Raw genomic sequence first — 22,710 nt, 5'->3', positions numbered from 1 at the left:
ATCGCGGTCACGGCCGGCTCAGTGCGGCGCCGGCCAGCTTTTCGGTCATCGTGGCGACCATCGGGGCGGCCTGGTCGACGAGGAAGAAGTGGCCGCCCGGCAACACGTGCAGGTCGGCCGGCCCGGTCGTGTGCTCCGCCCAGGCGCGGGCTTCGTCGACGGACACGCGGGGATCGCGGTCGCCGGTGAACGCCGTGACCGGGCAGGCCAGCCGCCGTCCGGGTTCGTGCCGGTACGACTCGACCGCGCGGTAGTCGCTGCGGATCGCGGGCAGGATCATCGCCAGCAGTTCCGGATCGGCGAGCATGGCCGCGTCGGATCCGCCCAGCTTCCGCAGCTCGGACACGAGCCGCTCGTCCGACGCGCCGCGCACGTCGTCGTCGCGGTAGCGCGAGGGCGCCCGGCGGCCGGACGCGAAGAGGTGCACGGGCGCGGGCAGCCCTGCGTCGGACATCCGCAACGCGATCTCGTAGCCGATGAGCGCGCCCATGCTGTGCCCGAACAACGCCAGCGGCCGGTCGCCGAACGGGCGCAGCACGGCCAGGATCTCCGCCGCCAGCCCGCCGATGCTGCCGACGGGCGGCTCGTGCCGCCGGTCCTGGCGCCCCGGGTACTGGACGGCCAGCACCTCCACCTCGGGCGCGAGGGCCTTGGCCAGCGGGAAGAAGAAGCTGGCCGAGCCGCCGGCGTGCGGCAGGCACACCAGGCGCACCCGGGCGTCGGGTGCCCGTTCGAAACGGCGCAACCACTTCTCGGCGTCTGGTCGGTCCACGAGCGGCCTTTCGCGGTCAGGCGAGGTTCAGGGGGAGGGTCTTGGTCCGGGTGAACGCGGGCCGCAGGATCCACGGCAGCTCGTCCCGCGGGACGGCCAGCGACAGGTCCGGGAACCGGGTGAACAGCGCGTGCAGCGCCACCTCGGCCTCCTGGTAGGCCAGGTGCTGGCCCAGGCAGCGGTGGATGCCCTTGCCGAAGGACAGGTGCATCTCGTTGGCGACCGTGAGCCGGTCGACGATCAGCTTGTCCGGCTCCGGGAACTTGCGCGGGTCGGTGTTGGCCGCCAGCAGCAGCGGCGCGACCGGCGCGCCCCGCGGGATCGTGACGCCGCCCAGTTCGACGTCCTCCGACGGGAACCGCACCTGCGTGAACTGGAGCGGCCCCAGCCGCTGCAGCTCCCGCACGGCCTGCGCCCACAGGGAAGGGTCGGCCTTCAGCCGCGCGAGCTGCTCGGGGTGTTCGAGCAGGAAGAGCACGGAGTTGCCGATCAGGTACGTCGTCGTCTGGTGCCCGGCCGTGACGAGGCTGAACAGGATGCCGACGATCTCGTCGTCGGAGACGCGCGCGGGGTCTTCGGCCTGCGCCTGCACGAGCGCGGTGACCAGGTCGTCCTTCGGTTCGACGCGCCGGCGGGCCATCAGCTCCCGCGAGAGGGCGATGCACTTGCGCAGGGCGGGCGGGATGTTCGGGGCGTCCATGGTCGCCATCGCGTTGCCCCAGGCGTGCCAGGCGGCGCGGTCTTCCTCGTCGATGCCGACCAGCTCGCAGATCACCGTGACCGGCAGCGGGAAGCAGAACTCCTCGACCAGGTCGACCGGCGACCCGTCGGCGCTTTGGGCGACCATCCGGTCGATCAGGTCCTCGGTGATCTTCTCGACGCGGGGCCGCAGCGCGTTGACGCGGCGCGCGGTCAGCAGGTACGAGACCAGCTTGCGCAGCCGGGTGTGCTCCTCGCCGTCGGCGGAGTTGAGCTTGTTGGCCATCCAGGGGATGAGGTCCTCGGGGAAGTTCATCCGCTTGAAGATGCCGTCGCGGATGTCCGCCATCGGCGAGTCCGGCGGCGGGTTCGTGAGGAACCGCGGGTCGGTGAGCACCTGCAGCACGTCGTCGTAGCGGGTGGCCAGCCACATGTCCGGGCCGCCCATCATGGTGCCGAGGTTCAGGGTCCCGTGCCCGGCCAAGGGTTCTTCGCGCAACCGTGCGTACCAGCCGAACGGGTCGGCGACGACCTCCGGCGACAGCAGGTCGACCGGCTCGGCCTTCGGTCCGGCAGTGGCGGTCATGGCTCTCCCTCTCCTGGTGGCGGACGTTCGGAGCGTAGGAAAGCGGCGGCCGCTTGAGCATCCCCCAACCTGACAGTGCTCGGTGAGTTCTTTGTGGACAGTGCGAGCCGGGTGCTATCAGGTCGGGGGATGCCCGGCGGCCCGCGCGCGACCTAGCCTGCGACAAGACTCGTGCCCGCAGCGACCGAGGAAGCGCGAATGCTGACGACAGAAGAGACGATAAAAGGCCTGTTCGCCAGGTTGACCGGGGACGACAAGCACCTGGCGGCCGCGACATCCACGCTGGACGTCCTCTGGGTGCTCTACGACCGCGTGCTGAACGTGTCGCCGGAGAACATCGACGACCCCGGCCGGGACCGGTTCTACCTGTCCAAGGGCCACGGTCCGATGGCCTACTACACGATGCTCGCGGCGAAGGGCTTCATCGAACCGGAGACGCTGGACACCTGGCGGACGTTCGGCTCGCCGCTGGGCATGCACCCGGACCGCAACCTGGCGCCCGGCGTGGAGATCAGCGCCGGCTCCCTCGGCCACGGCCTCCCGCTCGGGGTCGGCACCGCGCTCGCGCTGCGCGCGCAGGGCCACCGCGACGCCCGGGTGTTCGTGCTGATGGGCGACGGCGAGTTCGACGAAGGCAGCAACCACGAGACGATGGCGATCGCCGGCCGGCTCGGGCTGGACCGCCTCACCGCGGTCGTCATCGACAACAAGACGGCGAGCCTCGGCTGGCCGGGCGGCATCGCCGCCCGCTTCGCCGGCGAGGACTGGCGGGCGAGCACGGTGAACGGCCGTGACCACGACGCGCTGTACGAGGCACTGTCCAGGGAGCCCGACGGACGGCCGCAGGTCGTCGTGGCGGAGATCCTCCCGTTCGCGGAAGGGAGCGCGGCATGACCGCCCAGCTGACCAGGAAGCAGATGCGGACCGTCTGGGCCGAAACCGTGGTCGAGTCGCTCGACGCGGACCCCCGGCTGGTGGTCCTGACCGCCGACATCTCGTCGTGGTTCTTCTGGGAAGCCAAGAAGGAGCACCCGGACCGGGTGGTCAACCTCGGCATCCGGGAGCAGGCGATGATCGACATCGCCGGCGGCTTCGCGCTGGCCGGGATGCGGCCGATGGTGCACACCTACGGCCCGTTCCTGATCGAGCGGCCGTTCGAGCAGATCAAGATCGGCCTCGGCCACCAGGACGTCGGCGCGGTGCTGGTCAGCGTCGGCGCGTCCTACGACGACCCGTCGTGGGGCCGCACCCACCAGGCCCCCGGCGACGTGGCACTGCTGGACACCCTGCCGGGCTGGACCGTGCACGTCCCGGGCCACGAGGACGAGGTCGCCCCGCTCCTGCGCGAGGCGATCGCCGGCGACGGGCGGGTGTACGTCCGGCTGTCCGAGCGCGCCAACTCCGAGGCGGTGCCGGTGTCCGACGGGTTCACCGTCCTGAAGCGAGGCGCCCGCGGCGTGGTGCTGGCGGTGGGCCCGGTGCTGGACCAGGTGCTGGGGGCGACGGAGACCCTGGACGTCACGGTGCTGTACGCCTCGACGATCCGCCCGTTCGACCACGCGGGCCTGCGCGCGGCGGTGGGCGCGGCCCGCCCCGACGTGGTGCTGGTCGAGCCGTACCTGCGGGGCACGTCGGCGTTCGAGGTGGGCGAGGCCCTCGCGGACGTCCCGCACCGCCTGCGCTCGTTCGGCACCTGGCGCGACCGCGAGGCCCGGGTGTACGGCACGGCGGAGGAGCACGACCGCCTGCTGGGCGTGGACGCCGAGAGCCTGAAGGCGTCGATCGGCGACTTCATCAGCTGACCGCACGCCGAAAGGGCCGGTCCGGACGCTCGTCCGGACCGGCCCTTTCGGCATGCAGTACTAATAAGAGGTCAAGGTGCGTCCCAGACGACCGGCAGGGTGTGCACGCCGAAGGTGAGCATGTCGTTGCGCAGGGTGATCTCCCCCGGCGGCACCGCGAGGCGGAGGCCGGGCAGCCGCCGCAGCAGCTGGGGGTAGCCGATCTGCAGCTCCATCCGGGCCAGCTGCTGGCCGAGGCACTGGTGCACGCCGTGGCCGAAGGCCAGGTGCGGGCCGCGGGGCCGGGTGACGTCCAGCTCCTGCGCGTCCGGCCGGTGCTGCGCGTTCCGGTTGGTGGCGAGCACGGAGACGACCACGGTCGAGCCGGCCGGGATCTGCTCGCCGAAGAACTCCAGGTCCTCCGTGGCGAACCGGAAGAGCCCGGGGTTGATCACCGACAGGTAGCGCAGCAGCTCTTCGACGGCGTCTTCGGTGCGGGACGGGTCGTCGCGCAGCGCGGCGAGCTGCTCGGGGCGCTGCAGCAGCACGAAGATGCCCAGCCCCAGCATGCTCGCGGTGGTGTCGTAGCCGGCCAGGAGCAGCAGGTTGGCGATGTTGACGAGCTCGTCGTCGGTGAGCGCGGGATCGGCCCCGGCGTGGTGGATCAGGCCGGAGAGCAGGTCGTCGGCGGGCTCCGCCCGTTTCTCCGTGACGAGCCGCAGGATGAAGGCGCGCAGGGCCTCGAAGTTCTCCATCCCCTCCTTGACCGGCAGGTCCATCCGCAGCAGCATCTTCGCGCGTTCCTGGAACTCCGCCCGGTCCGCGTAGCGCACCCCGAGCAGCTCGCAGATCATCAGCGAGGGGACCGGGAACGCGAAGTCGGCCATCAGGTCGGCGGTGTTGCCCTTGGCCAGCATGGCGTCCAGCTGCCCGGCGACGATCTCCTCGATCCGGGCGCCGAGCTCGCGGATCCGGCGGACGGTGAACTGCCCGGTGAGCAGCTTGCGGTACCGGGTGTGCTCGGGCGGGTCCATGTTGATGAACGACCCGGCCCGCGCCTTGTCGTTGCGCAGCCGGTCCCGGACCTCTTCGGGCAGCTCCTTGAACCGGGGGTGGTAGCTGAACCGGTCGGAGGAGAACCGCGGGTCCGACAGCACCGCGCGGGCCTCGTCGAAGCCGGACACCAGCCAGAACGGGTCGCCGCTCGACAGCTGGGCCTTGGCGATCGGGCCCTGCCCGGCCGCGGCCACCAAGGCGGCCGGCACGGTGAAGGGGTCCTCGCGCCGGACGTACTGCTCGGGAAGGGGCGAGCGCATCGATTCGTTGCCGGTCTCGGTCACCTTGGTCGTCACTGCGGCGGAACTCCATTCCCGATAGCACGCGGGCCGGACGGCGATCGAGGAGGAACAGGCGGCGGTCCCGCGACTGGCCTGGTCATCCCGGAGCCTAGGCACGGTGTCGCGGGCCGGGCATCCCTCGGTCTGATAGGACTGCGCGGCCGCTGAGGCGACTATCAAGGTAAGGGTGGTCCCGCGCGAACGGCGCCGACAGCATGAGGTGGTCCGGCTGGCCCATCACCGTGCGAGGTGTCCCGTGAGCGTCGTCCTTCTCCTGAACGGTCCCAACCTGGGTGTGCTGGGCCGGCGTGAGCCCGAGATCTACGGCACCGACACCCTCGCCGACATCGAGAAGGCCGTCGCCGAAGAGGTGAGCCCCCGCGGGTGGGAGGTCGTGTCGATCCAGCGCGAGGGGGAGGGCGAGCTGGTCAGCGCGATCCACCAGCACCACGGCACCACGGTGGGCGCCATCGTGAACCCGGGTGCGCTGATGATCGCCGGCTGGAGCCTGCGTGACGCGCTGGCGAGCTACGCGCCGCCGTGGATCGAAGTGCACCTGAGCAACGTGTGGGCGCGCGAGCAGTTCCGGCACGAGTCGGTCATCGCGCCCCTCGCCAGCGGCGTGGTGGTCGGTTTGGGGGCATTCGGCTACCGCTTGGCGGCGCAGGCCCTGCTGCATTTGGCCGCGGGTAATTCCGACGCCGTGAGCTGACCCCCTAAGGGGGTTGTCAACCGCGTATTCCAGCGACTAGCGCACCCCTGATCCGGGCCAATACGACAGAGCGTCGACCGATGGTTGGTTGACTACTAACCGAATACACCCTAGGCCAGTAGGCTGATTCGAACGCCGATGCGGCAGAGAATCTTGTTGGCGCGCAAGGGAGAACGGCCCAATAGGGCACGGCAGGAGAATGTGACTGTCGTCACAGTGGTGCGGAGGAAGTCTCGGGCCGAAGCTATCGTGAGCAATGCAAAGAGGTTAATCTTTCACAAGCCAACTGGGAGGTGGCTGTGGCGCGCTCATTTTGCCTTTGCCGGCGCGCCGCCGTTCGTTGATCAATCTGCTGCGCCACGAACAGCGACTTAACGCGGTGCGCATTACGTTGGCCAGGCTGGGCGGCCCTCTGCGGCCATGCCGTCCACGGCCGGTGTTGCGAAATCCGCCGAAGCGCGGCGCGCCGCAAGATCGATTCTGCTGCGTCTATTCTGGGGATGGCCGATCGATGTTGGACGTACCAAGCTTGCATGTGCCCAAAAATCCATTCACCGGATTCGGTGACGATTTGATGCGGAGGTCCTGCGACACCGCGGGGTTCCTCCGGAGGTCCGCTTCCTCGTGGTTCGACGGGCGGCTCGACCACGGGCTGCAGTGTGCCAAGGCGGCCGCCGCGGGCAGCCGTGAAGACGCGCCGGAGCTCTACGACCTGGCTCAGTTCTGGTACGTCGGGCTGCTCATCAAGGCCCGCGAGCTCGAGTCGGGCCGCCGGGTGCTCGACGCGGTCGAGGAGACCAGGAGCGAGTCGTCCTCCGAGCGCATGACGGCCGTGTCGCACAACGTCCGGGGCAGCCTGCTGTTCGCCATGGGCAGCGTCGACGGGGCGATGGCCGAGATCAGCACGGGTCTGCGGATCGCCGAAGGGTGCGGCGACCGGTCCCTGCGGCCGCCCAGCTACGTCGTGCTGGCGCTGGGCGCACTGCGCCGGGCGGACATGCGGGCGTGCCGGCACTTCGTGGACAAACTGGCGGACGAGGCGCTGCTCGGCTACTTCGGGCAGGCGCCGGGCGCGTGGGTGGCCGCGCAGGCGGTCGAGGCCCGCAGCGGGGTGGAGAGCGCGGCGAGCCTCATCGCCGGCATCGTCACGAACCCGGTGGTGCTCCGCCAGCTCTTGGTGTCGGAGCCGGCGGCGGCGTCCTGGCTGGTCCGCGTGTGCGGCAAGCTCGGCGCGGAAGACCTGGCGAAGATCACGGTGGAGGCCGCCACGGCGGTGGCCGCCGAGCAGCCGGAATTCAGCGTGATCCGGGGATCGGCGTTGCACGCGGCCGGTTTGCTGGAAAAGGATGCGGCCAAATTGCGCGAAGCGGCCGAAATCCACCCGGACCGGTGGTGCGCGGCCTCGGCGCGCGAAGACCTGGCGAGCCTGCTGGCGGCGCGCTCTTCGGAGCGGGACCGGACGATCCGCATTCTCGAATCGGTATTGGACACCTACGCGGCGGTGAGCGCCACGCGTGACGCGGCACGTGTGGTGAACAAACTCCGCGAATACGGCGTGCGTCGCCGCACGGCCCGCAACGTCGAATGCGAAGGAGTGGTGCCGCACGGGCTCACGAGCACGGAGTTCGCGGTGGCCGAACTGGTGAGCCAGGGCAACACCAACAACGAGGTCGGCAGGCAGCTGTTCATTTCCCGGCACACGGTGGCGTTCCACCTGAAGAAGGTTTTCCAGAAGATGAACATCACCTCACGAGTGGAGCTGGCGGCCGCGTGGAAGATGGTGTCCTGACGCGCTGACCGCCACCGGCCGGGCAGGTGGGTGCCGAGCCCGGGCCGGCACGGTCCGCGTGACCGGGTGGTCGCGTTCGGTGACCGGGTTCGAAGCGGTCCCGGATGGGAACACCGCGAGGGTGACCCCGGCGTCGCGAAGGGCAGCGCAGCCCGCGACGCCACGGTGACGCGTTCGGTGCGCGCCGCTGCCCCGGTGCCGTGGCAGTGGTGTGACCGCCGGCGTGCCCGGGAGACGGGATGGCGAGGTCGCTGGTGGCTCCGGCAGCCTCTCGCCGCCCCTCCTTATATCTCTCTACGCACGAGCCGGCCGCCGCCGTCCCGGCGTCCGCTCGGGCTCCGCCGCGCCTCTGAACCAATCGCTCCACCCGCGTCATCAGACCGGAAATCCGGCCCGGCACGCCCGGTGCCGCTTCCCTCCGGTGGCCTTCGTCATCGGCTCAACTCGGCCGGGAAACCCCAGGTAGAGCCGCCAAGGTGGCGTTACCGACCAGTAGCTGGAATGATATTCGGCCGCTCACGCTCCGCTGAACCTCTTCCACGCTGCGCCAACCGGCGGGACCCCCGTGTGGCATCTTGACTGGAAGCGCCGGTGGGGTCACGCTTACTCCCGACGGCGAAACCGGGGCCCTTGCGGGAGGGACCTCCGGATCGCCAGCCGGAGGCATACCTGAAGACGTTGCGAAGCAGGCTGGGCCCCATCGGGAGCGCCCCCTGGACAAGCCGCGACGTTCGGGCTAGACTGTCTCTTTGCGCTGCCCTCTTTCAGGCTGCCCGGAGCCGGTAGTTAGGATAGTGGGCACACGGCACCCTTGACAGTCGCTGATAGCTGTTGCTATGGCGGCCGTCACCGCTCATTGTCCCCGGAAGGACGCATCTTGGCAGTCTCTCCCGCGAACCAGGCCACTGCTGCGACCACCTCGGCTGAATCTCGCTCGGAGGCCACGGGAATCCCCGGCGCGCCCAAGCGGGTTTCCTTCGCAAAGATTCGCGAACCCCTGAACACCCCCAACCTGCTCGACGTCCAGATCCAGTCGTTCCAGTGGTTCACCGGGGACGAAGCGTGGTTCCAGCGCCGTGTCGAGGAGGGTGAGGAGAACCCGGTCGGCGGCCTCGAAGAGGTCCTCAACGAGATCTCCCCGATCGAAGACTTCTCCGGTTCGATGTCCCTGTCCTTCTCCGCCCCGCGCTTCGACGAGGTCAAGGCCTCGATCGAGGAGTGCAAGGACAAGGACATGACGTACGCGGCCCCGCTGTTCGTCACGGCGGAGTTCGTCAACAACAACACGGGCGAGATCAAGAGCCAGACGGTCTTCCTGGGCGACTTCCCGGTGATGACCGACAAGGGCACCTTCGTCATCAACGGCACCGAGCGTGTCGTGGTGTCCCAGCTGGTCCGCTCGCCGGGCGTCTACTACTCCAAGGACATCGACAAGACCTCCGACAAGGACGTCTTCAGCGTCCGGGTCATCCCGAGCCGGGGTGCCTGGCTGGAGTTCGACGTCGACAAGCGCGACACCGTCGGCGTCCGCATCGACCGCAAGCGCCGCCAGCCGGTCACCGTGCTGCTGAAGGCGCTCGGCTGGACCACCGAGGCGATCCGCGAGCGCTTCTCCTTCTCGGAGACGCTGCTCGCCACCCTCGAGAAGGACCACACCGCCGGCACCGACGAGGCGCTGCTCGACATCTACCGCAAGCTCCGCCCGGGCGAACCGCCCACGAAGGAGAGCGCGCAGACCCTGCTGGAGAACCTGTTCTTCAAGGCGAAGCGCTACGACCTGGCCAAGGTCGGCCGGTACAAGGTCAACAAGAAGCTGGGCCTCTCGACGCCGATCGAGAACGGGACGCTGACCGAAGAGGACATCGTCACGATCATCGAGTACCTGGTCCGGCTGCACGCCGGCGAGGACAAGATGACCGCCGCGAACGGCACCGAGATCCCGGTCGAGACCGACGACATCGACCACTTCGGCAACCGCCGCATCCGCACCGTCGGCGAGCTGATCCAGAACCAGATCCGGGTCGGCCTGTCGCGCACCGAGCGCGTCGTCCGCGAGCGCATGACCACGCAGGACGTCGAGGCGATCACCCCGCAGACCCTGATCAACATCCGCCCGATCGGCGCGGCGATCAAGGAGTTCTTCGGCACCTCGCAGCTGTCGCAGTTCATGCAGCAGACGAACCCGATCGACGGCCTGACCCACAAGCGCCGCCTCAACGCGCTGGGCCCGGGTGGTCTGTCGCGTGAGCGCGCCGGCATGGAGGTCCGCGACGTCCACCCGTCGCACTACGGCCGGATGTGCCCGATCGAGACGCCGGAAGGCCCGAACATCGGCCTGATCGGCTCGCTCTGCTCGTACGCGCGGGTCAACCCGTTCGGCTTCATCGAGACGCCGTACCGCAAGGTCATCGAGGGCCGGGTCACCGACCAGATCGACTACCTGACCGCGGACGAAGAGGACCGGTTCGTCAAGGCCCAGGCCAACGCGCCGATCTCGGACGACGGCACCTTCGTCGAAGACCGGGTCATGGCCCGCCGCAAGGGCGGCGAGGTCGAGCTGATCGACCCGCTCGACATCGACTACATGGACGTGTCGCCGCGGCAGATGGTCTCGATCGCGACGGCGATGATCCCGTTCCTCGAGCACGACGACGCGAACCGCGCGCTGATGGGCGCGAACATGCAGCGTCAGGCCGTGCCGCTGCTCCGCAGCCAGGCGCCGTACGTCGGCACCGGCGTGGAGCTGCGCGCCGCGATCGACTCCGGCGACATGCTGGTCGCCGAGCAGTCGGGCGTGGTCGAGGAGCTGTCGGCCGACCTGATCACGGTCATGCACGACGACGGCACGCGGAAGAGCTACAGCCTCTACAAGTTCCGCCGCTCGAACCACGGCACCTGCTTCAACCACCGCCCGATCGTCAACGAGGGCGACCGGATCGAAGCGGGCCAGGTCATCGCCGACGGCCCGTCCACCGAAAACGGTGAGGTGGCGCTCGGCAAGAACCTGCTGGTCGCGGTCATGCCGTGGGAGGGCCACAACTACGAGGACGCGATCATCCTCTCCGAGCGCCTGGTGCAGGACGACGTGCTGACGTCGATCCACATCGAGGAGCACGAGATCGACGCCCGCGACACCAAGCTGGGCGCCGAGGAGATCACCCGGGACATCCCGAACGTCTCCGAGGAGGTCCTGGCCGACCTCGACGAGCGCGGCATCATCCGGATCGGTGCCGAGGTCCGCGACGGCGACATCCTGGTCGGCAAGGTCACGCCGAAGGGCGAGACCGAGCTGACGCCGGAGGAGCGCCTGCTCCGCGCGATCTTCGGCGAGAAGGCCCGCGAAGTCCGCGACACCTCGCTGAAGGTGCCGCACGGCGAGACCGGCAAGGTCATCGGCATCCGCGTGTTCTCGCGCGAGGACGACGACGAGCTGCCCCCGGGCGTCAACGAGCTGGTCCGCGTCTACGTGGCCCAGAAGCGCAAGATCCAGCCGGGCGACAAGCTCGCCGGCCGGCACGGGAACAAGGGTGTCATCGGCAAGATCCTGCCGGTCGAGGACATGCCGTTCATGGAGGACGGCACGCCCGTCGACATCATCCTGAACACCCACGGTGTGCCGCGACGGATGAACATCGGCCAGATCCTCGAGCTGCACCTGGGCTGGCTGGCTTCGCAGGGCTGGACGATCGAGGGCGACCCGGACTGGGCGAAGAACCTTTCGCCCGAGCTCCGCGACGTCGCGCCCGGCACGAACACCGCCACCCCGGTGTTCGACGGCGCGAAGGAGGAGGAGCTCACCGGCCTGCTCAGCGCGACCAAGCCGAACCGCGACGGCGAGCGGATGGTCAAGGAGAACGGGAAGGCCAACCTGTTCGACGGCCGCTCCGGCGAGCCGTACCCGTACCCGGTCGCGGTCGGCTACATGTACATCCTGAAGCTGCACCACCTGGTCGACGACAAGATCCACGCCCGCTCCACCGGTCCGTACTCGATGATCACGCAGCAGCCGCTGGGTGGTAAGGCGCAGTTCGGTGGCCAGCGCTTCGGTGAGATGGAGTGCTGGGCGATGCAGGCGTACGGCGCCGCCTACACGCTGCAGGAGCTGCTGACGATCAAGTCGGACGACGTGGTCGGCCGCGTCAAGGTGTACGAGGCCATCGTCAAGGGGGAGAACATCCCCGAGCCGGGCATCCCGGAGTCGTTCAAGGTGCTCCTCAAGGAGCTCCAGTCGCTGTGCCTCAACGTCGAGGTGCTCTCCAGCGACGGTGCGGCGATCGAGATGCGCGACTCCGACGACGAGGACCTCGAGCGCGCCGCGGCCAACCTCGGCATCAACCTGTCCCGCAACGAGTCGCCCTCGGTGGACGACGTCGTGCACTGATCGCGAGCTGAGCGTCGGGGGCCGGCCTCCCGCAGGCCCCCGACGCTCGCCCGCCAACCCCTCTAGCCGACAGGGATATCTGGGGAGCGACCCCCAGACCCCCGAAATAACCCCAAGGGGATCTAGACGTGCTGGACGTCAACTTCTTCGATGAGCTCCGCATTGGTCTCGCCACGGCCGACGACATCCGTCAGTGGTCGTACGGCGAGGTCAAGAAGCCGGAGACCATCAACTACCGGACGCTCAAGCCCGAGAAGGACGGCCTCTTCTGCGAGAAGATCTTCGGCCCGACCCGGGACTGGGAGTGCTACTGCGGCAAGTACAAGCGCGTCCGCTTCAAGGGCATCATCTGTGAGCGCTGCGGCGTCGAGGTGACCCGCGCCAAGGTGCGCCGCGAGCGGATGGGCCACATCGAGCTGGCCGCCCCGGTCACCCACATCTGGTACTTCAAGGGTGTTCCGTCCCGCCTGGGCTACCTGCTGGACCTGGCGCCGAAGGACCTCGAGAAGATCATCTACTTCGCTGCTTACGTCATCACGGGCGTGAACACGGAGCTGCGCCACAACGACCTGCCGACCCTCGAGAACGAGATCGGCGTCGAGCGCAAGAACCTCGAGACCAAGCGTGACGCCGACATCGAGGCGCGGGCGCAGAAGCTCGAAGCCGACCTGGCCGCGCTGGAGGCGGAGGGCGCCAAGTCCGACGTCCGCCGCAAGGTCAAGGAGGGCGGCGAGCGCGAGATGCGCCAGCTGCGCGACCGCGCCGGCCGCGAGCTGGACCGCCTCGAGGAGGTCTGGACGACCTTCACGAAGCTCGACACCCGTCAGCTGATCGCCGACGAGCTGCTCTACCGCGAGCTCGTCGACCGCTACGGCGAGTACTTCACCGGCGGCATGGGCGCGGAGGCCATCCAGAAGCTGGCCACCGAGTTCGACGTCAACGCCGAGGCCGACAGCCTGCGCGACACCATCCGCAACGGCAAGGGGCAGAAGAAGCTCCGCGCGCTGAAGCGGCTCAAGGTCGTCGCGGCCTTCCAGGCCACCGGCAACGACCCGCGCGGCATGGTGCTCGACGCCGTCCCGGTGATCCCGCCGGACCTGCGCCCGATGGTGCAGCTGGACGGTGGCCGCTTCGCGACGTCGGACCTGAACGACCTGTACCGCCGGGTCATCAACCGGAACAACCGCCTCAAGCGGCTGATCGACCTCGGCGCGCCCGAGATCATCGTCAACAACGAGAAGCGGATGCTGCAGGAGGCCGTCGACGCGCTGTTCGACAACGGCCGCCGCGGGCGTCCGGTCACCGGCCCGGGCAACCGGCCGCTGAAGTCGCTGTCCGACCTCCTCAAGGGCAAGCAGGGCCGGTTCCGCCAGAACCTGCTCGGCAAGCGCGTCGACTACTCGGGCCGTTCGGTCATCATCGTCGGCCCGCAGCTGAAGCTGCACCAGTGCGGCCTGCCGAAGGACATGGCGCTCGAGCTGTTCAAGCCGTTCGTCATGAAGCGGCTGGTCGACCTGAACCACGCGCAGAACATCAAGTCCGCCAAGCGGATGGTGGAGCGCTCGCGGCCGCAGGTGTGGGACGTGCTGGAAGAGGTCATCACCGGCCACCCGGTGATGCTGAACCGCGCGCCGACGCTGCACCGCCTCGGCATCCAGGCCTTCGAGCCGCAGCTGGTCGAGGGCAAGGCCATCCAGCTGCACCCGCTGGTCTGCGAGGCGTTCAACGCGGACTTCGACGGTGACCAGATGGCGGTGCACCTGCCGCTGTCGGCCGAGGCGCAGGCCGAGGCCCGGATCCTGATGCTGTCGGCGAACAACATCCTGTCGCCGGCGTCGGGCCGTCCGCTCGCCATGCCGCGGCTGGACATGGTCACGGGCCTGTTCCACCTGACCCGCCTCACCGAGACGGCCGAGGGCGCGGGCAACGCGTACTCGTCGCCGGCCGAGGCGATCATGGCCTACGACCGCAAGGCGCTGAGCCTGCACGCCCCGGTCAAGATCCGCATCACCGACCGTCAGCCGGCGAAGGCCGACGAGGCGCGGCTCGCGGAGAAGGGCTGGGAGCCGGGCAAGGCGTGGCTGGCCGAGACGACCCTGGGCCGCGTGCTGTTCAACGAGCTGCTGCCGGCGGACTACCCGTTCATCAACGAGCCGATGCCGAAGAAGCGGCAGGCCGCGATCGTGAACGACCTCGCCGAGCGGTACTCGATGACCCAGGTCGCGCAGACCCTGGACCGCCTGAAGGACGCCGGGTTCTACTGGGCGACCCGCTCGGGCGTCACCGTCGCCATCTCGGACGTGCTCACCCCGGTGGGCAAGAAGGCCATCCTCGACGAGTACGAGGGCAAGGCCTCCCAGGTGGAGAAGCGCTACCAGCGCGGTCAGCTGTCGCACGCCGAGCGCAACAACGAGCTCGTCAAGGTGTGGACGCAGGCCACCGAAGAGGTCCACAAGATCATGGAGACGGCGCTGCCGGACGACAACCCGATCGCCATGATCGTGAAGTCGGGCGCCGCCGGTAACATGACGCAGGTCCGGTCCCTGGCCGGTATGCGTGGCCTGGTGTCGAACCCGAAGGGTGAGTACATCCCGCGTCCGATCAAGGCCAACTTCCGTGAAGGCCTGTCGGTGGCGGAGTACTTCATCGCGACGCACGGTGCCCGGAAGGGCCTGGCGGACACGGCGCTGCGGACCGCCGACTCGGGTTACCTGACCCGGCGTCTGGTGGACGTCTCGCAGGACGTCATCGTCCGCGAGACCGACTGCGGCACCACCCGCGGCATCATGATGCCGATCGGCGAGGACATCGGCGACGGCAAGGTCCTGCGCGACCAGCACGTCGAGACCTCCGTGTACGCGCGGAACCTCGCGACGGACGCGGTGGACGCCAAGGGCAACGTCGTGCTGAACGCCGGCGACGACATCGGCGACCCGGCCATCGACAAGCTGATCTCCAGCGGCATCGCGAAGGTCAAGGTCCGCTCGGTGCTGACGTGCGAGTCGGCCGTCGGTATCTGCGCGACCTGCTACGGCCGCTCGATGGCGACCGGTCAGCTCGTCGACGTCGGCGAGGCGGTGGGTATCGTCGCCGCCCAGTCGATCGGTGAGCCGGGTACGCAGCTGACGATGCGTACGTTCCACCAGGGTGGTGTCGCCGGTGACGACATCACGACCGGTCTGCCCCGTGTCCAGGAGCTGTTCGAGGCTCGTGTCCCGAAGGGCAAGGCGCCGATCGCCGACGTCGATGGCCGCGTGCGCATCGAGGAGAGCGAGCGGTTCTGGAAGATCACGCTGATCCCGGACGACGGCGGCGAAGAGATCGTCTTCGACAAGCTGTCCAAGCGTCAGCGGCTCGCGAACACCCCGAACGGCCCGCTGGGCGACGGCGACCACGTGCACGTCGGCCAGCAGCTGCTCGAAGGCACGCCGGACCCGCACGAGGTCCTGCGGGTCATGGGGCCGCGCGAGGCGCAGATCCACCTGGTGGACGAGGTCCAGAAGGTGTACCGGGCGCAGGGTGTGTCGATCCACGACAAGCACATCGAGGTCATCGTCCGGCAGATGCTGCGCCGGGTGACGATCATCGACTCCGGGGCCACGGACTTCCTGCCGGGCGAGCTGCCCGAGCGGACCAAGTTCGAGGCGACGAACCGGGCCGCGGTCGCCGAAGGCGGCGAGCCGGCTTCGGGCCGTCCGGTGCTGATGGGTATCACGAAGGCGTCGCTCACCACGGACTCGTGGCTGTCGGCGGCGTCGTTCCAGGAGACCACGCGAGTCCTGACCGACGCGGCGATCAACGGCCGCTCGGACAAGCTCGTGGGCCTCAAGGAGAACGTGATCATCGGTAAGCTGATCCCGGCCGGTACGGGCATCAACAAGTACCGCAACATCCAGGTGCAGCCGACCGAAGAGGCCCGGGTCGCGGCGTACGCGATCCCGTCCTACGACGACGGCTACTACACCCCGGACGTGTTCGGTACGGGTACCGGTGCCGCGGTTCCGCTGGACGACTACGACTTCGGCCGCGACTTCCGCTGAAGCTGAGTCACGAGAAAGGCCCCTGCCGGGTTCCGGCGGGGGCCTTTCCCGTTTCTTACCGGGGAGAACCCGGCTCGAGCGACGTCGCCGGGCCACCGTGGCCGCCCGTCGTGGTGCGGGCTTGAGCCGAACCCGGCGACGCCCTGCTGCCGGACGTGCCCCAACCCGGCGGACCGCACCGCGGCCGTCGCCGTCGCGCGGCCTGACACCCGGAACGGCAGCGCCCCGGTCCACAGTGGACCGGGGCACTTTCCTTGTCAGTGCAGGGAGTCAGTGCAGGCTTCCCCGGGACACCGGGAAGTCGAAGTAGGTGTCGGGGAACGGCTCGTCGTTCAGCGTGTAGTGCCACCACTCCTCGGGCAGGTTGCGGAAGCCCGCGGCGGTCATCGTGGCCCGCAGCAGGTTCCGGTTCTGCCGGGCGACGCCGGTGATCGCCGGGTTGTCGGTGTGGGCGAGCGGGTCGAAGCAGTCGTAGCCGGTGCCCATGTCGACCGTGTTGTCCGGGAACCGCTGGTCCCGCGGGGCGAAGCACGCCTCGAGCGGCTCGCCCGGGACGTACGGCCGCTGGAACCGCGGCGGCAGCCGCACCAGCGTCAGGTCCATCGTGCTGCCGCGGCTGTGCCCGGACTTCTCGGCGATGTACCCCTCGGCGAACAGCCGGTCCTTGGCGACGTCCGGGTAGAACTCGGCCTTCATCTTCTCGTCGGCGAGGTCCTTCGCCCACCGCACGAAGTGGTCGACGGCGCGCTGCGGGCGGTAGCAGTCGTACACCTTGAGCGTGTAGCCCTGCCGGAGCAGCTGCGCCTGCGCCTTCCGCAGCCCTTCGGCGGCCTGCCGGGTCAGGATGCACAGCGGCTGCCGGTAGCCGTCGATGCGGCGGCCGACGAAGTTGTGCCGCGTGTCGTAGCGGATGTCCTGCAGGATCGACGGCGCGACGTCGGAGAGTGCGACGAAGCTGCGTGCCGTCCCCGCCTGCGCGGGCGTGGGCACGGCGAGGCCGCCCAGAGCGGCGAGGGTGACGGCGAGCGCGCGCACCCGGCGAGTGAAGATCGGCATCTCTTTCGTCTACCAGCCCGGCGCCGGGCGCACAGCCGCCGTCGGGGTCAGGACCAGCCGTCGGCCTTCGTCGCCCGCAGGAAGTCGTCCGACGGCGGCTGCACCGGCCGGCCCTCGAACTGCGTCGAAAGCACCACCGACGACCGCAGCTCGCCGTGCTTGCCGAGCCGCTCCAGCAGCCCTTCGAAGTGTTCGAGCGACGCGGCCCGGATCTTCAGCATCGTGCAGTGGTCGCCGCTCAGCCGGTGGATCTCCACGACCTCCGGGTAGTCCTCGGACTTCGACGTCTTGAGCAGGCAGCTGCTCAGCGCGCAGCGCATCTCGACGAACGCCTGCAGCGGCTGGCCGGTGCGCCGCGCGTCGACCTGGGCGCGGTAGCCGGTGATCACCCCGGTCTCTTCGAGCCGCCGCACCCGCTCGGCCACCGCCGGCGCCGAGAGGTTGATCCGGCGGCCGAGTTCCTTGAACGACAGCCGCCCGTCGGCCTGCAGCAGGTCCAGCAGCCGCCAGTCGACGTCGTCCAGGGCCTTTTCCGAACGGAAGGTCATGGCGCCCATCTTCCTTCCGAAGGGCGCCCGAGGCGACGGATTTGCCGTCGACCGTCCCTTCGAACCGGGCTCGGGAATCCCTAACGTTGCCGGTCATGGGGACTTCGACGGTGACCGGCCGGACCCGGTCCGTGTGGGCGTTGTTCGCCGGCGTCGCGTTGCTCAACACGGCCACGGTCGGGCTGGGCACCGCGGCCACGCTGATCGTCGCCGCCGGCAGCGGCGCGGTCTGGAGCGGGCTGCCGAGCGTGGCGAACGTGCTCGGCACCGCGGCGGGCGCGCTCGGCGCGGGGACGCTGCTGCCGCGCCACGGCCGCCGTCGCGTGCTGACCGTCGGCTACGGCGTCGCCGCCGCCGGCGCGCTGGTGGCGTTCGCGGGCGCGCTGGCGACGTCCGTCGTGCCGCTGCTGCTGGGCATCCTGCTGGTCGGGCTGGGCAACGGCGGCGCGCAGCTCTCGCGCTACCTGGCCGCGGACCTGTACCCGGAGGACCAGCGGGGCCGCGCGCTCTCGACCGTCGTCTGGGGCGGGACCATCGGCGCGCTCGCCGGACCGGCCCTGATGGCCCCGGCGGCCGGCGTCGCGGCCGGCTTCGGCCGGCCGTCGCTGTCCGGCCCGGTCGCGGTGGCGGTCCTGGCCACGGCGGGTGCGGCACTGGCGGCGGCGTTCCTCCCGCGGCACGTGCCTCCGCCGCGGGAGCCCGTGGTGACCGCTCGCGGCCCGGTGCGCCCGGCCGGCGTCGCGCGGCCGCTGGTCGCGATGGTCGCCGCGCAGCTCACGATGGGCGCGGTGATGACGATGACGCCGTTGCAGCTGCAGGCGCACGGGCACGGCCTCGGCGTCGTCGGCTGGGTGCTGAGCGCGCACCTGTTCGGGATGTTCGCGCTGGCGCCGGTGTCCGGCCGGATCGCCGACCGCTGGGGCCCGCGCGTGGCGATCAACGCGGGGCTCGGCGTGCTCGCCCTGGCGACGGCGACCGCGCTCGCGGCCCCGACGGCGCACACGTCCGGCCTGCCGATCGCGCTGTTCCTGCTGGGCTACGGCTGGAACCTGGTGTTCGTCGGCGGCAGCGCGCAGCTCAGCCGGGACCTCGCACCGGAGACGCGCAGCCGGGTGCAGGGCACGGTCGACGCGGTCGTCTGGTCGGCGTCCGCGCTGGCCGGCCTGGGATCCGGCGCGCTGTTCGCCGGTGGCGGGTACGCGCTGGTGGCGGTGGTCGGCGGCGTGCTGGCCCTGCTGCCGCTGGCTTTCTCCGTCGCCCGTGACGGCGGGTAGCCGGGCCGTTGTCGGCAAATCTCTCGTCACCGGGGCCGCGGCCGCCCGGACAAGATGGGCCGTGGCTGACTCTGTGCCTTTCACGGACAACTTCTCGGACCTCTCGAACACGCAGGGGTACCAGTTCGAGTTCCGGTGCGAACGCTGCGGCAACGGTTTCCGTTCCGCCTTCCAGCGCGACAACGTCGAGACCGGCCGAAGCGTGCTTCGCGCCGTGGGCTCGTTCTTCGGCGGGACGCTGCGTGACCTGAGCAACTCGGCCGACCAGTGGCGCTACGACCGCGCGACGAACTCGCCGGCCAAGGACAAGGCGCTCGCCGCGGCGGTCCAGGAGATCACCCCGAGCTTCCGCCAGTGCCGCGGCTGCGGCGACTGGATGTGCCAGACCCAGTGCTGGAACGAGGAAATCGGCCAGTGCCTGCGCTGCTCGCCGAGCGTCGCGGAGGAGATCTCCCGCGCCCAGGCATCGGCCCAGCGCGACCAGATCTGGGACAAGGCCCGCGAGAAGGACTGGACGTCGGGCCTCGACATCGACACCCGGGCCAAGGTGACGTGCCCGGGCTGCGGCCTGAAGGCGGACGGCGGCAAGTTCTGTTCCTCGTGCGGGACATCACTGGCGTTGAAGGTCGCCTGCGGCGGCTGCGGGAGCGAGACCAACAAGCCGGGCGCGTTGTTCTGCTCGGACTGCGGCAGCAAACTCTGAGCCGTTCAGCGGATCCGCGCCGCCCCCGGCACCATGAAGGCATGACGCCCGTCACGAAGCGCCTCACGGTGGTCGCCGTCGTGTTGATCACGGCCGGCGCGATCCTGCTGTCGGTCGGGGCGATCGGCTTCCGGGCCACTTCCGACCAGCCGGACGCCAACATCGGCGCCGGGTTCGCCCTGCTCGCCGGGCCCTACGTCGTCGGACTCGGCTTGGTGTTCGCGCTGTCGGCGGCCCTGACCCACCTCACGACGCGTCGCCGCTGACGTTCCACAGCGTCGACGGCAGGTGATCGGCCAGGTCGGCGAGGTACTGCGCTTCGGAGGTGACGTTCTGCCGCGTCGCGCAGCCCTGGCCCCAGGTCCGGGCGGCGCCGTTCTCGACGACGACCTCGCGCTGCCCGAACCGCGGGTTCGCCGCGAGCCACCGGGCCAGTTCGGCGTCGAGCGGCGAGTCCGGCGGCAGCGTCGGCATCGACACCGGCCGGCCCGGGACGATCCGCAGCTCCGGGCCCGGCGGCACCCGCACCTGCGTGACGTGCAGGTCGCGGAAGTACGTGTGGTCGTCGAAGTGCCGGTAGGACTCGCGCGTGTCGATCGCGAGCACCGGCCGGTCGCCGAGGCGGAACTCGACCCAGGGATCCGCCGGCCCGCCGGTCAGCGGTCGCCCGGCCGGGTGAACCACGCCGAACGTCGGGGAGCCGCCGTCGTCACCGCTGCCGAAGGTCCCGCCCCGCTCGGCCGCGAACGCCCGGAACCAGTGGTCCGCCCGGCTCCCGGCGGCCTTCCGCTGCGACCGCCACCAGACAGCGGCGGCGACCGCGGCCACCACCACGAGCACGCCGATCGTGAAGAGCGTCTGCACCGTCAGAAGTCCAGGTCCTCGCGGGTCTCGTCGACGGACTGGTCGCGGCCCGTCCCGTCGTAGCCGCTCGCCTTCTTGGCGTTCTTGACGTGGCTGGTGAGTTTGCCGAGGTGGTCGTTCACCGTCTTGGCCGGGTTGTCGCCGGGGTTCGCCGGGTTGTAGCCGAGCACGCCCTTGACCGCCGCTTCGCCACCCTTCTTCAGCGCTTCGGTGGCGCCGGCCTTCAGCATCGTCTTGGTGTAGTCGACCTTGCCGGCGGCGTCGAGGACGGGGTTCTCGAAGGCCTTCGCCCAGCGCTTGCCGATCATGCCCTGGTCGCCGACGGCCTTCTGGAGCAGGTCCTTGCCCTCGTTCTCCTCGGCGATCTTCGTCAGCGACTTGCCCAGCGTGGTCGTGGCGAACTTCTGCTGCAGCTGCCGGAGCCAGTCGAGCACCTTCTGCAGCAGCTCGCGCAGCTTGTTGACCTTCTGCGTGGTCTTGGCGGTCGTCTGGGCGGCCTTGACCTCGGTCACCGGGGCCGCGGCGGACAGCGAAGCCCCGCAGGTCGGCACCGCGGCGGCCAGCGCCGGCACCCACAACAGGACCAGCCACGTCACGAACTCGGTGAGGATGGCCTTGATCAGGTCCTCGGCGAAGCTCATGAGCATGCTGTTCAGCTGCAGCATCCGGGCCAGGTCGCCGGACTTGCCCGCCACGCCTTCGATGCCGTGCGCGAACTCTCCCAGCGCGGCCTTCGCCGCGTTGCTCGCGTCGCCCTGCCAGTCCTTCAGCGACTCGTCGGCGACCTCGGCGAAGTTCTTGGCCAGCTGGTCGAGCCCGGTGGCGATCGCGCCGAAGTTCTCCGCGGCGGCGCCCAGCGCGGGCCCGTCACCGCTGACGAAGTGGATTGCGTCCTGGATCGGCTGGACGGCGTTGACCAGGAAGTTCAGCCCCTGCCCGACCAGCCAGCCGAGCGGGTCGGTGGCGATGTCGGTGAGGGTGCTGGAGCTCGACTGGATGAAGCTCGCGGTGTCGGTCGCGATCGTGCCGAGCGCGAGCGTGATGTCGGCACCGTCGGGCTGCGGCGCGAAGACCGCCTTCGTCACCGAGACGGCGTCCTTGCCGACGGTGACGGCGCTGCCGGCGAACGGCGTGGCCTTCACCGCGTTGTCGACGTTCACGCCGAGCACGGTCTTCGGGTCCCCGGACTTGACGGTGATCCCGCCCGCGACGTCTTCGACCTCGGCCACGGCTGCCCCCTCAGTGCTTTCCCGGGCCGTCGAGCAGCACCTCGACCTGCCCGAAGAAGGTCTTGTGGTCGTCTTCGACGCCCTGGTAGACGTTCGCCGCGTCGGTCAGCTTCGCCTGCGCCGAGGCCAGCCCGTCCGCGATCGACGCCAGCAGCGACTGCAGCTCGCGCAGGGTGTCGTCGTAGCCGCTCTTGGTGAAGACGCCGACGACGCCCCACGACTTCCCGCCGACGTCGGACTGGCTCACCTGTTCAGTGATCTTCGCGCCCTGCTCGCGGTATTTGCCCAGGTCACCGACGTACTTGTGCAGCGCGTCGACCTGGACGCGGTAGCCGCCGCCCATCAGTCCTCCTCGTCGAACAGGTTCTTCAGGAAGCGGTCGCCCGCCGACGGGCCCGCGCTGGGCGGCGCCGGCGGCGGATCGGCCGGGCGGAGCACCCGCTGCTCCGAGAAGTCCTCGGCCGGCGGTGGTTCCGCCGGCAGCTTCGACCGCAGTTCCTCGACGGTGGTTCCGAACGCCACGGCCTGCGTCTCCAGGACCTGGTCGACCAGGCCGAGGTCGTCGCCCATGTGCTCCTCGACGAGCACGGCCTGCCGCCGCGCCGCTTCGCCGACGGCCTCCCGGAGGGTGGCCAGCAGCGTCGCCGAGAGGGCCTGCGGGCCCTTGGCGAGCGCGGCCTCGGTGAACTTGACGTCCAGGACGGCCCCGCCGGGCCCGGTCACGACGGTGACGCCCCCGTCCGGCGACGCGGCACTGGCTCGCAGCTCGGTCAGCTGCTGCCGCATGGCGCCCAGCCCGGCGAACCGGTCGTCGGCGTTGCGCACGCCGGCCCGGAACCGTTCGAACTCGGCCACCAGGTGCTCGAACTCGGCCGTCATGCCCCGTCCCTCCGCTGGTTGTCGACCCATCGTGACGCTTCGACCGCACTGTGACGCACG

General features: G+C 69.9%; 18 protein-coding genes. 9 read left to right on the top strand and 9 right to left on the bottom strand.

What is annotated here, in order from left to right; genetic code table 11:
* Positions 1–7: 7 nt before the first annotated feature.
* Positions 8–745 (bottom strand): alpha/beta fold hydrolase, encoded by a 738-nt coding sequence (locus AB0M93_RS40905; RefSeq protein WP_364284889.1) that lies wholly within the window; start codon positions 743–745, stop codon positions 8–10.
* 43 nt (positions 746–788) lie between these two features.
* A complete protein-coding gene (locus AB0M93_RS40900) occupies positions 789–2,057 on the bottom strand; it encodes a cytochrome P450 (protein WP_364284825.1) in 1,269 nt (422 codons plus the stop codon).
* 198 nt (positions 2,058–2,255) lie between these two features.
* On the opposite strand from AB0M93_RS40900, the gene AB0M93_RS40895 reads away from it, so the two are divergent.
* Together AB0M93_RS40895 and AB0M93_RS40890 are read left to right on the top strand one after the other, a co-directional pair.
* The gene (locus AB0M93_RS40895) at positions 2,256–2,951 is read left to right on the top strand and encodes a thiamine pyrophosphate-dependent enzyme (protein WP_364284823.1); all 696 of its coding nucleotides are present in this window, start codon (positions 2,256–2,258) and stop codon (positions 2,949–2,951) included.
* Positions 2,948–3,859: a transketolase gene (locus tag AB0M93_RS40890; RefSeq protein ID WP_364284821.1), complete on the top strand. Its 912-nt coding sequence runs from the start codon at positions 2,948–2,950 to the stop codon at positions 3,857–3,859. Before AB0M93_RS40895 ends, AB0M93_RS40890 begins: the two co-directional genes overlap by 4 nt.
* Positions 3,860–3,930: 71 nt before the next feature.
* On the opposite strand, the gene AB0M93_RS40885 is transcribed toward AB0M93_RS40890, so the two are convergent.
* The gene (locus tag AB0M93_RS40885) at positions 3,931–5,190 is read right to left on the bottom strand and encodes a cytochrome P450 (protein WP_364284819.1); all 1,260 of its coding nucleotides are present in this window, start codon (positions 5,188–5,190) and stop codon (positions 3,931–3,933) included.
* A gap of 241 nt (positions 5,191–5,431) precedes the next feature.
* Here AB0M93_RS40885 and AB0M93_RS40880 point away from each other — a divergent pair, with 241 nt between their 5' ends.
* The 4 genes from AB0M93_RS40880 (at position 5,432) to AB0M93_RS40865 (ending at position 16,097) form a co-directional block, all read left to right on the top strand.
* Positions 5,432–5,887 carry a type II 3-dehydroquinate dehydratase gene (locus AB0M93_RS40880; RefSeq protein WP_364284818.1) on the top strand — a complete coding sequence of 152 codons (456 nt, stop codon included), beginning with the start codon at positions 5,432–5,434 and terminating at the stop codon, positions 5,885–5,887.
* Between the two features lie 574 nt (positions 5,888–6,461).
* Complete coding sequence (locus tag AB0M93_RS40875; RefSeq protein ID WP_364284816.1) at positions 6,462–7,676, top strand: LuxR C-terminal-related transcriptional regulator; 1,215 nt, start codon at positions 6,462–6,464, stop codon at positions 7,674–7,676.
* A gap of 877 nt (positions 7,677–8,553) precedes the next feature.
* On the top strand, positions 8,554–12,057 hold the full coding sequence (locus AB0M93_RS40870; protein ID WP_364284814.1) for a DNA-directed RNA polymerase subunit beta: 3,504 nt from the start codon (positions 8,554–8,556) through the stop codon (positions 12,055–12,057).
* Positions 12,058–12,185: 128 nt separating this feature from the next.
* Positions 12,186–16,097 (top strand): DNA-directed RNA polymerase subunit beta', encoded by a 3,912-nt coding sequence (locus AB0M93_RS40865; RefSeq protein WP_364284812.1) that lies wholly within the window; start codon positions 12,186–12,188, stop codon positions 16,095–16,097.
* 270 nt (positions 16,098–16,367) lie between these two features.
* Here AB0M93_RS40865 and AB0M93_RS40860 read toward each other — a convergent pair whose 3' ends face one another.
* Both AB0M93_RS40860 and AB0M93_RS40855 read right to left on the bottom strand, forming a co-directional pair.
* On the bottom strand, positions 16,368–17,153 hold the full coding sequence (locus AB0M93_RS40860) for a M15 family metallopeptidase (RefSeq protein ID WP_364284810.1): 786 nt from the start codon (positions 17,151–17,153) through the stop codon (positions 16,368–16,370).
* A gap of 47 nt (positions 17,154–17,200) precedes the next feature.
* Positions 17,201–17,701 carry an Lrp/AsnC family transcriptional regulator gene (locus AB0M93_RS40855; RefSeq protein ID WP_364284808.1) on the bottom strand — a complete coding sequence of 167 codons (501 nt, stop codon included), beginning with the start codon at positions 17,699–17,701 and terminating at the stop codon, positions 17,201–17,203.
* A gap of 95 nt (positions 17,702–17,796) precedes the next feature.
* Between AB0M93_RS40855 and AB0M93_RS40850 the strand changes: the two genes are divergently transcribed.
* From AB0M93_RS40850 to AB0M93_RS40840, 3 genes are all read left to right on the top strand, one after another.
* Positions 17,797–18,975 carry an MFS transporter gene (locus tag AB0M93_RS40850; RefSeq protein ID WP_364284806.1) on the top strand — a complete coding sequence of 393 codons (1,179 nt, stop codon included), beginning with the start codon at positions 17,797–17,799 and terminating at the stop codon, positions 18,973–18,975.
* A 61-nt stretch (positions 18,976–19,036) separates the two neighbouring features.
* Positions 19,037–19,678 carry a zinc ribbon domain-containing protein gene (locus AB0M93_RS40845; RefSeq protein WP_364284804.1) on the top strand — a complete coding sequence of 214 codons (642 nt, stop codon included), beginning with the start codon at positions 19,037–19,039 and terminating at the stop codon, positions 19,676–19,678.
* Between the two features lie 41 nt (positions 19,679–19,719).
* Complete coding sequence (locus tag AB0M93_RS40840) at positions 19,720–19,944, top strand: hypothetical protein (RefSeq protein ID WP_043781905.1); 225 nt, start codon at positions 19,720–19,722, stop codon at positions 19,942–19,944.
* On the opposite strand, the gene AB0M93_RS40835 is transcribed toward AB0M93_RS40840, so the two are convergent.
* From AB0M93_RS40835 to AB0M93_RS40820, 4 genes are read right to left on the bottom strand one after another with little or no spacing between them, the layout of a single operon-like run.
* Positions 19,925–20,542, bottom strand: a complete 618-nt coding sequence (locus tag AB0M93_RS40835; protein WP_364284802.1) for a hypothetical protein — start codon at positions 20,540–20,542, stop codon at positions 19,925–19,927. The genes AB0M93_RS40840 and AB0M93_RS40835 overlap by 20 nt on opposite strands.
* Positions 20,543–20,544: 2 nt before the next feature.
* Positions 20,545–21,771: a hypothetical protein gene (locus AB0M93_RS40830; protein WP_364284800.1), complete on the bottom strand. Its 1,227-nt coding sequence runs from the start codon at positions 21,769–21,771 to the stop codon at positions 20,545–20,547.
* Between the two features lie 10 nt (positions 21,772–21,781).
* Positions 21,782–22,114, bottom strand: coding sequence for a hypothetical protein (locus AB0M93_RS40825; protein ID WP_364284798.1), 333 nt, complete (start codon positions 22,112–22,114; stop codon positions 21,782–21,784).
* Positions 22,114–22,650 carry a YbaB/EbfC family nucleoid-associated protein gene (locus tag AB0M93_RS40820; RefSeq protein WP_364284796.1) on the bottom strand — a complete coding sequence of 179 codons (537 nt, stop codon included), beginning with the start codon at positions 22,648–22,650 and terminating at the stop codon, positions 22,114–22,116. The genes AB0M93_RS40825 and AB0M93_RS40820 overlap by 1 nt, the downstream gene beginning before the upstream one ends.
* Between the last annotated feature and the right edge of the window lie 60 nt (positions 22,651–22,710).

The sequence above is a fragment of the Amycolatopsis sp. NPDC051102 genome (genome assembly GCF_040682815.1).
In the GTDB taxonomy this organism is placed as follows: Bacteria; Actinomycetota; Actinomycetes; order Mycobacteriales; family Pseudonocardiaceae; genus Amycolatopsis.
This window is presented reverse-complemented; position numbering and strand designations above follow the sequence as displayed.

Excerpts from the sequence above, each read along its gene's own strand:
- AB0M93_RS40850 (WP_364284806.1), top strand. The coding sequence starts at position 17,797 with ATGGGGACTTCGACGGTGACCGGCCGGACCCGGTCCGTGTGGGCGTTG.
- AB0M93_RS40890 (WP_364284821.1), top strand. The coding sequence starts at position 2,948 with ATGACCGCCCAGCTGACCAGGAAGCAGATGCGGACCGTCTGGGCCGAA.
- AB0M93_RS40855 (WP_364284808.1), bottom strand. The coding sequence starts at position 17,701 with ATGACCTTCCGTTCGGAAAAGGCCCTGGACGACGTCGACTGGCGGCTG.
- AB0M93_RS40860 (WP_364284810.1), bottom strand. The coding sequence starts at position 17,153 with ATGCCGATCTTCACTCGCCGGGTGCGCGCGCTCGCCGTCACCCTCGCC.
- AB0M93_RS40820 (WP_364284796.1), bottom strand. The coding sequence starts at position 22,650 with ATGACGGCCGAGTTCGAGCACCTGGTGGCCGAGTTCGAACGGTTCCGG.
- AB0M93_RS40875 (WP_364284816.1), top strand. The coding sequence starts at position 6,462 with ATGCGGAGGTCCTGCGACACCGCGGGGTTCCTCCGGAGGTCCGCTTCC.
- AB0M93_RS40900 (WP_364284825.1), bottom strand. The coding sequence starts at position 2,057 with ATGACCGCCACTGCCGGACCGAAGGCCGAGCCGGTCGACCTGCTGTCG.
- AB0M93_RS40825 (WP_364284798.1), bottom strand. The coding sequence starts at position 22,114 with ATGGGCGGCGGCTACCGCGTCCAGGTCGACGCGCTGCACAAGTACGTC.
- AB0M93_RS40840 (WP_043781905.1), top strand. The coding sequence starts at position 19,720 with ATGACGCCCGTCACGAAGCGCCTCACGGTGGTCGCCGTCGTGTTGATC.
- AB0M93_RS40895 (WP_364284823.1), top strand. The coding sequence starts at position 2,256 with ATGCTGACGACAGAAGAGACGATAAAAGGCCTGTTCGCCAGGTTGACC.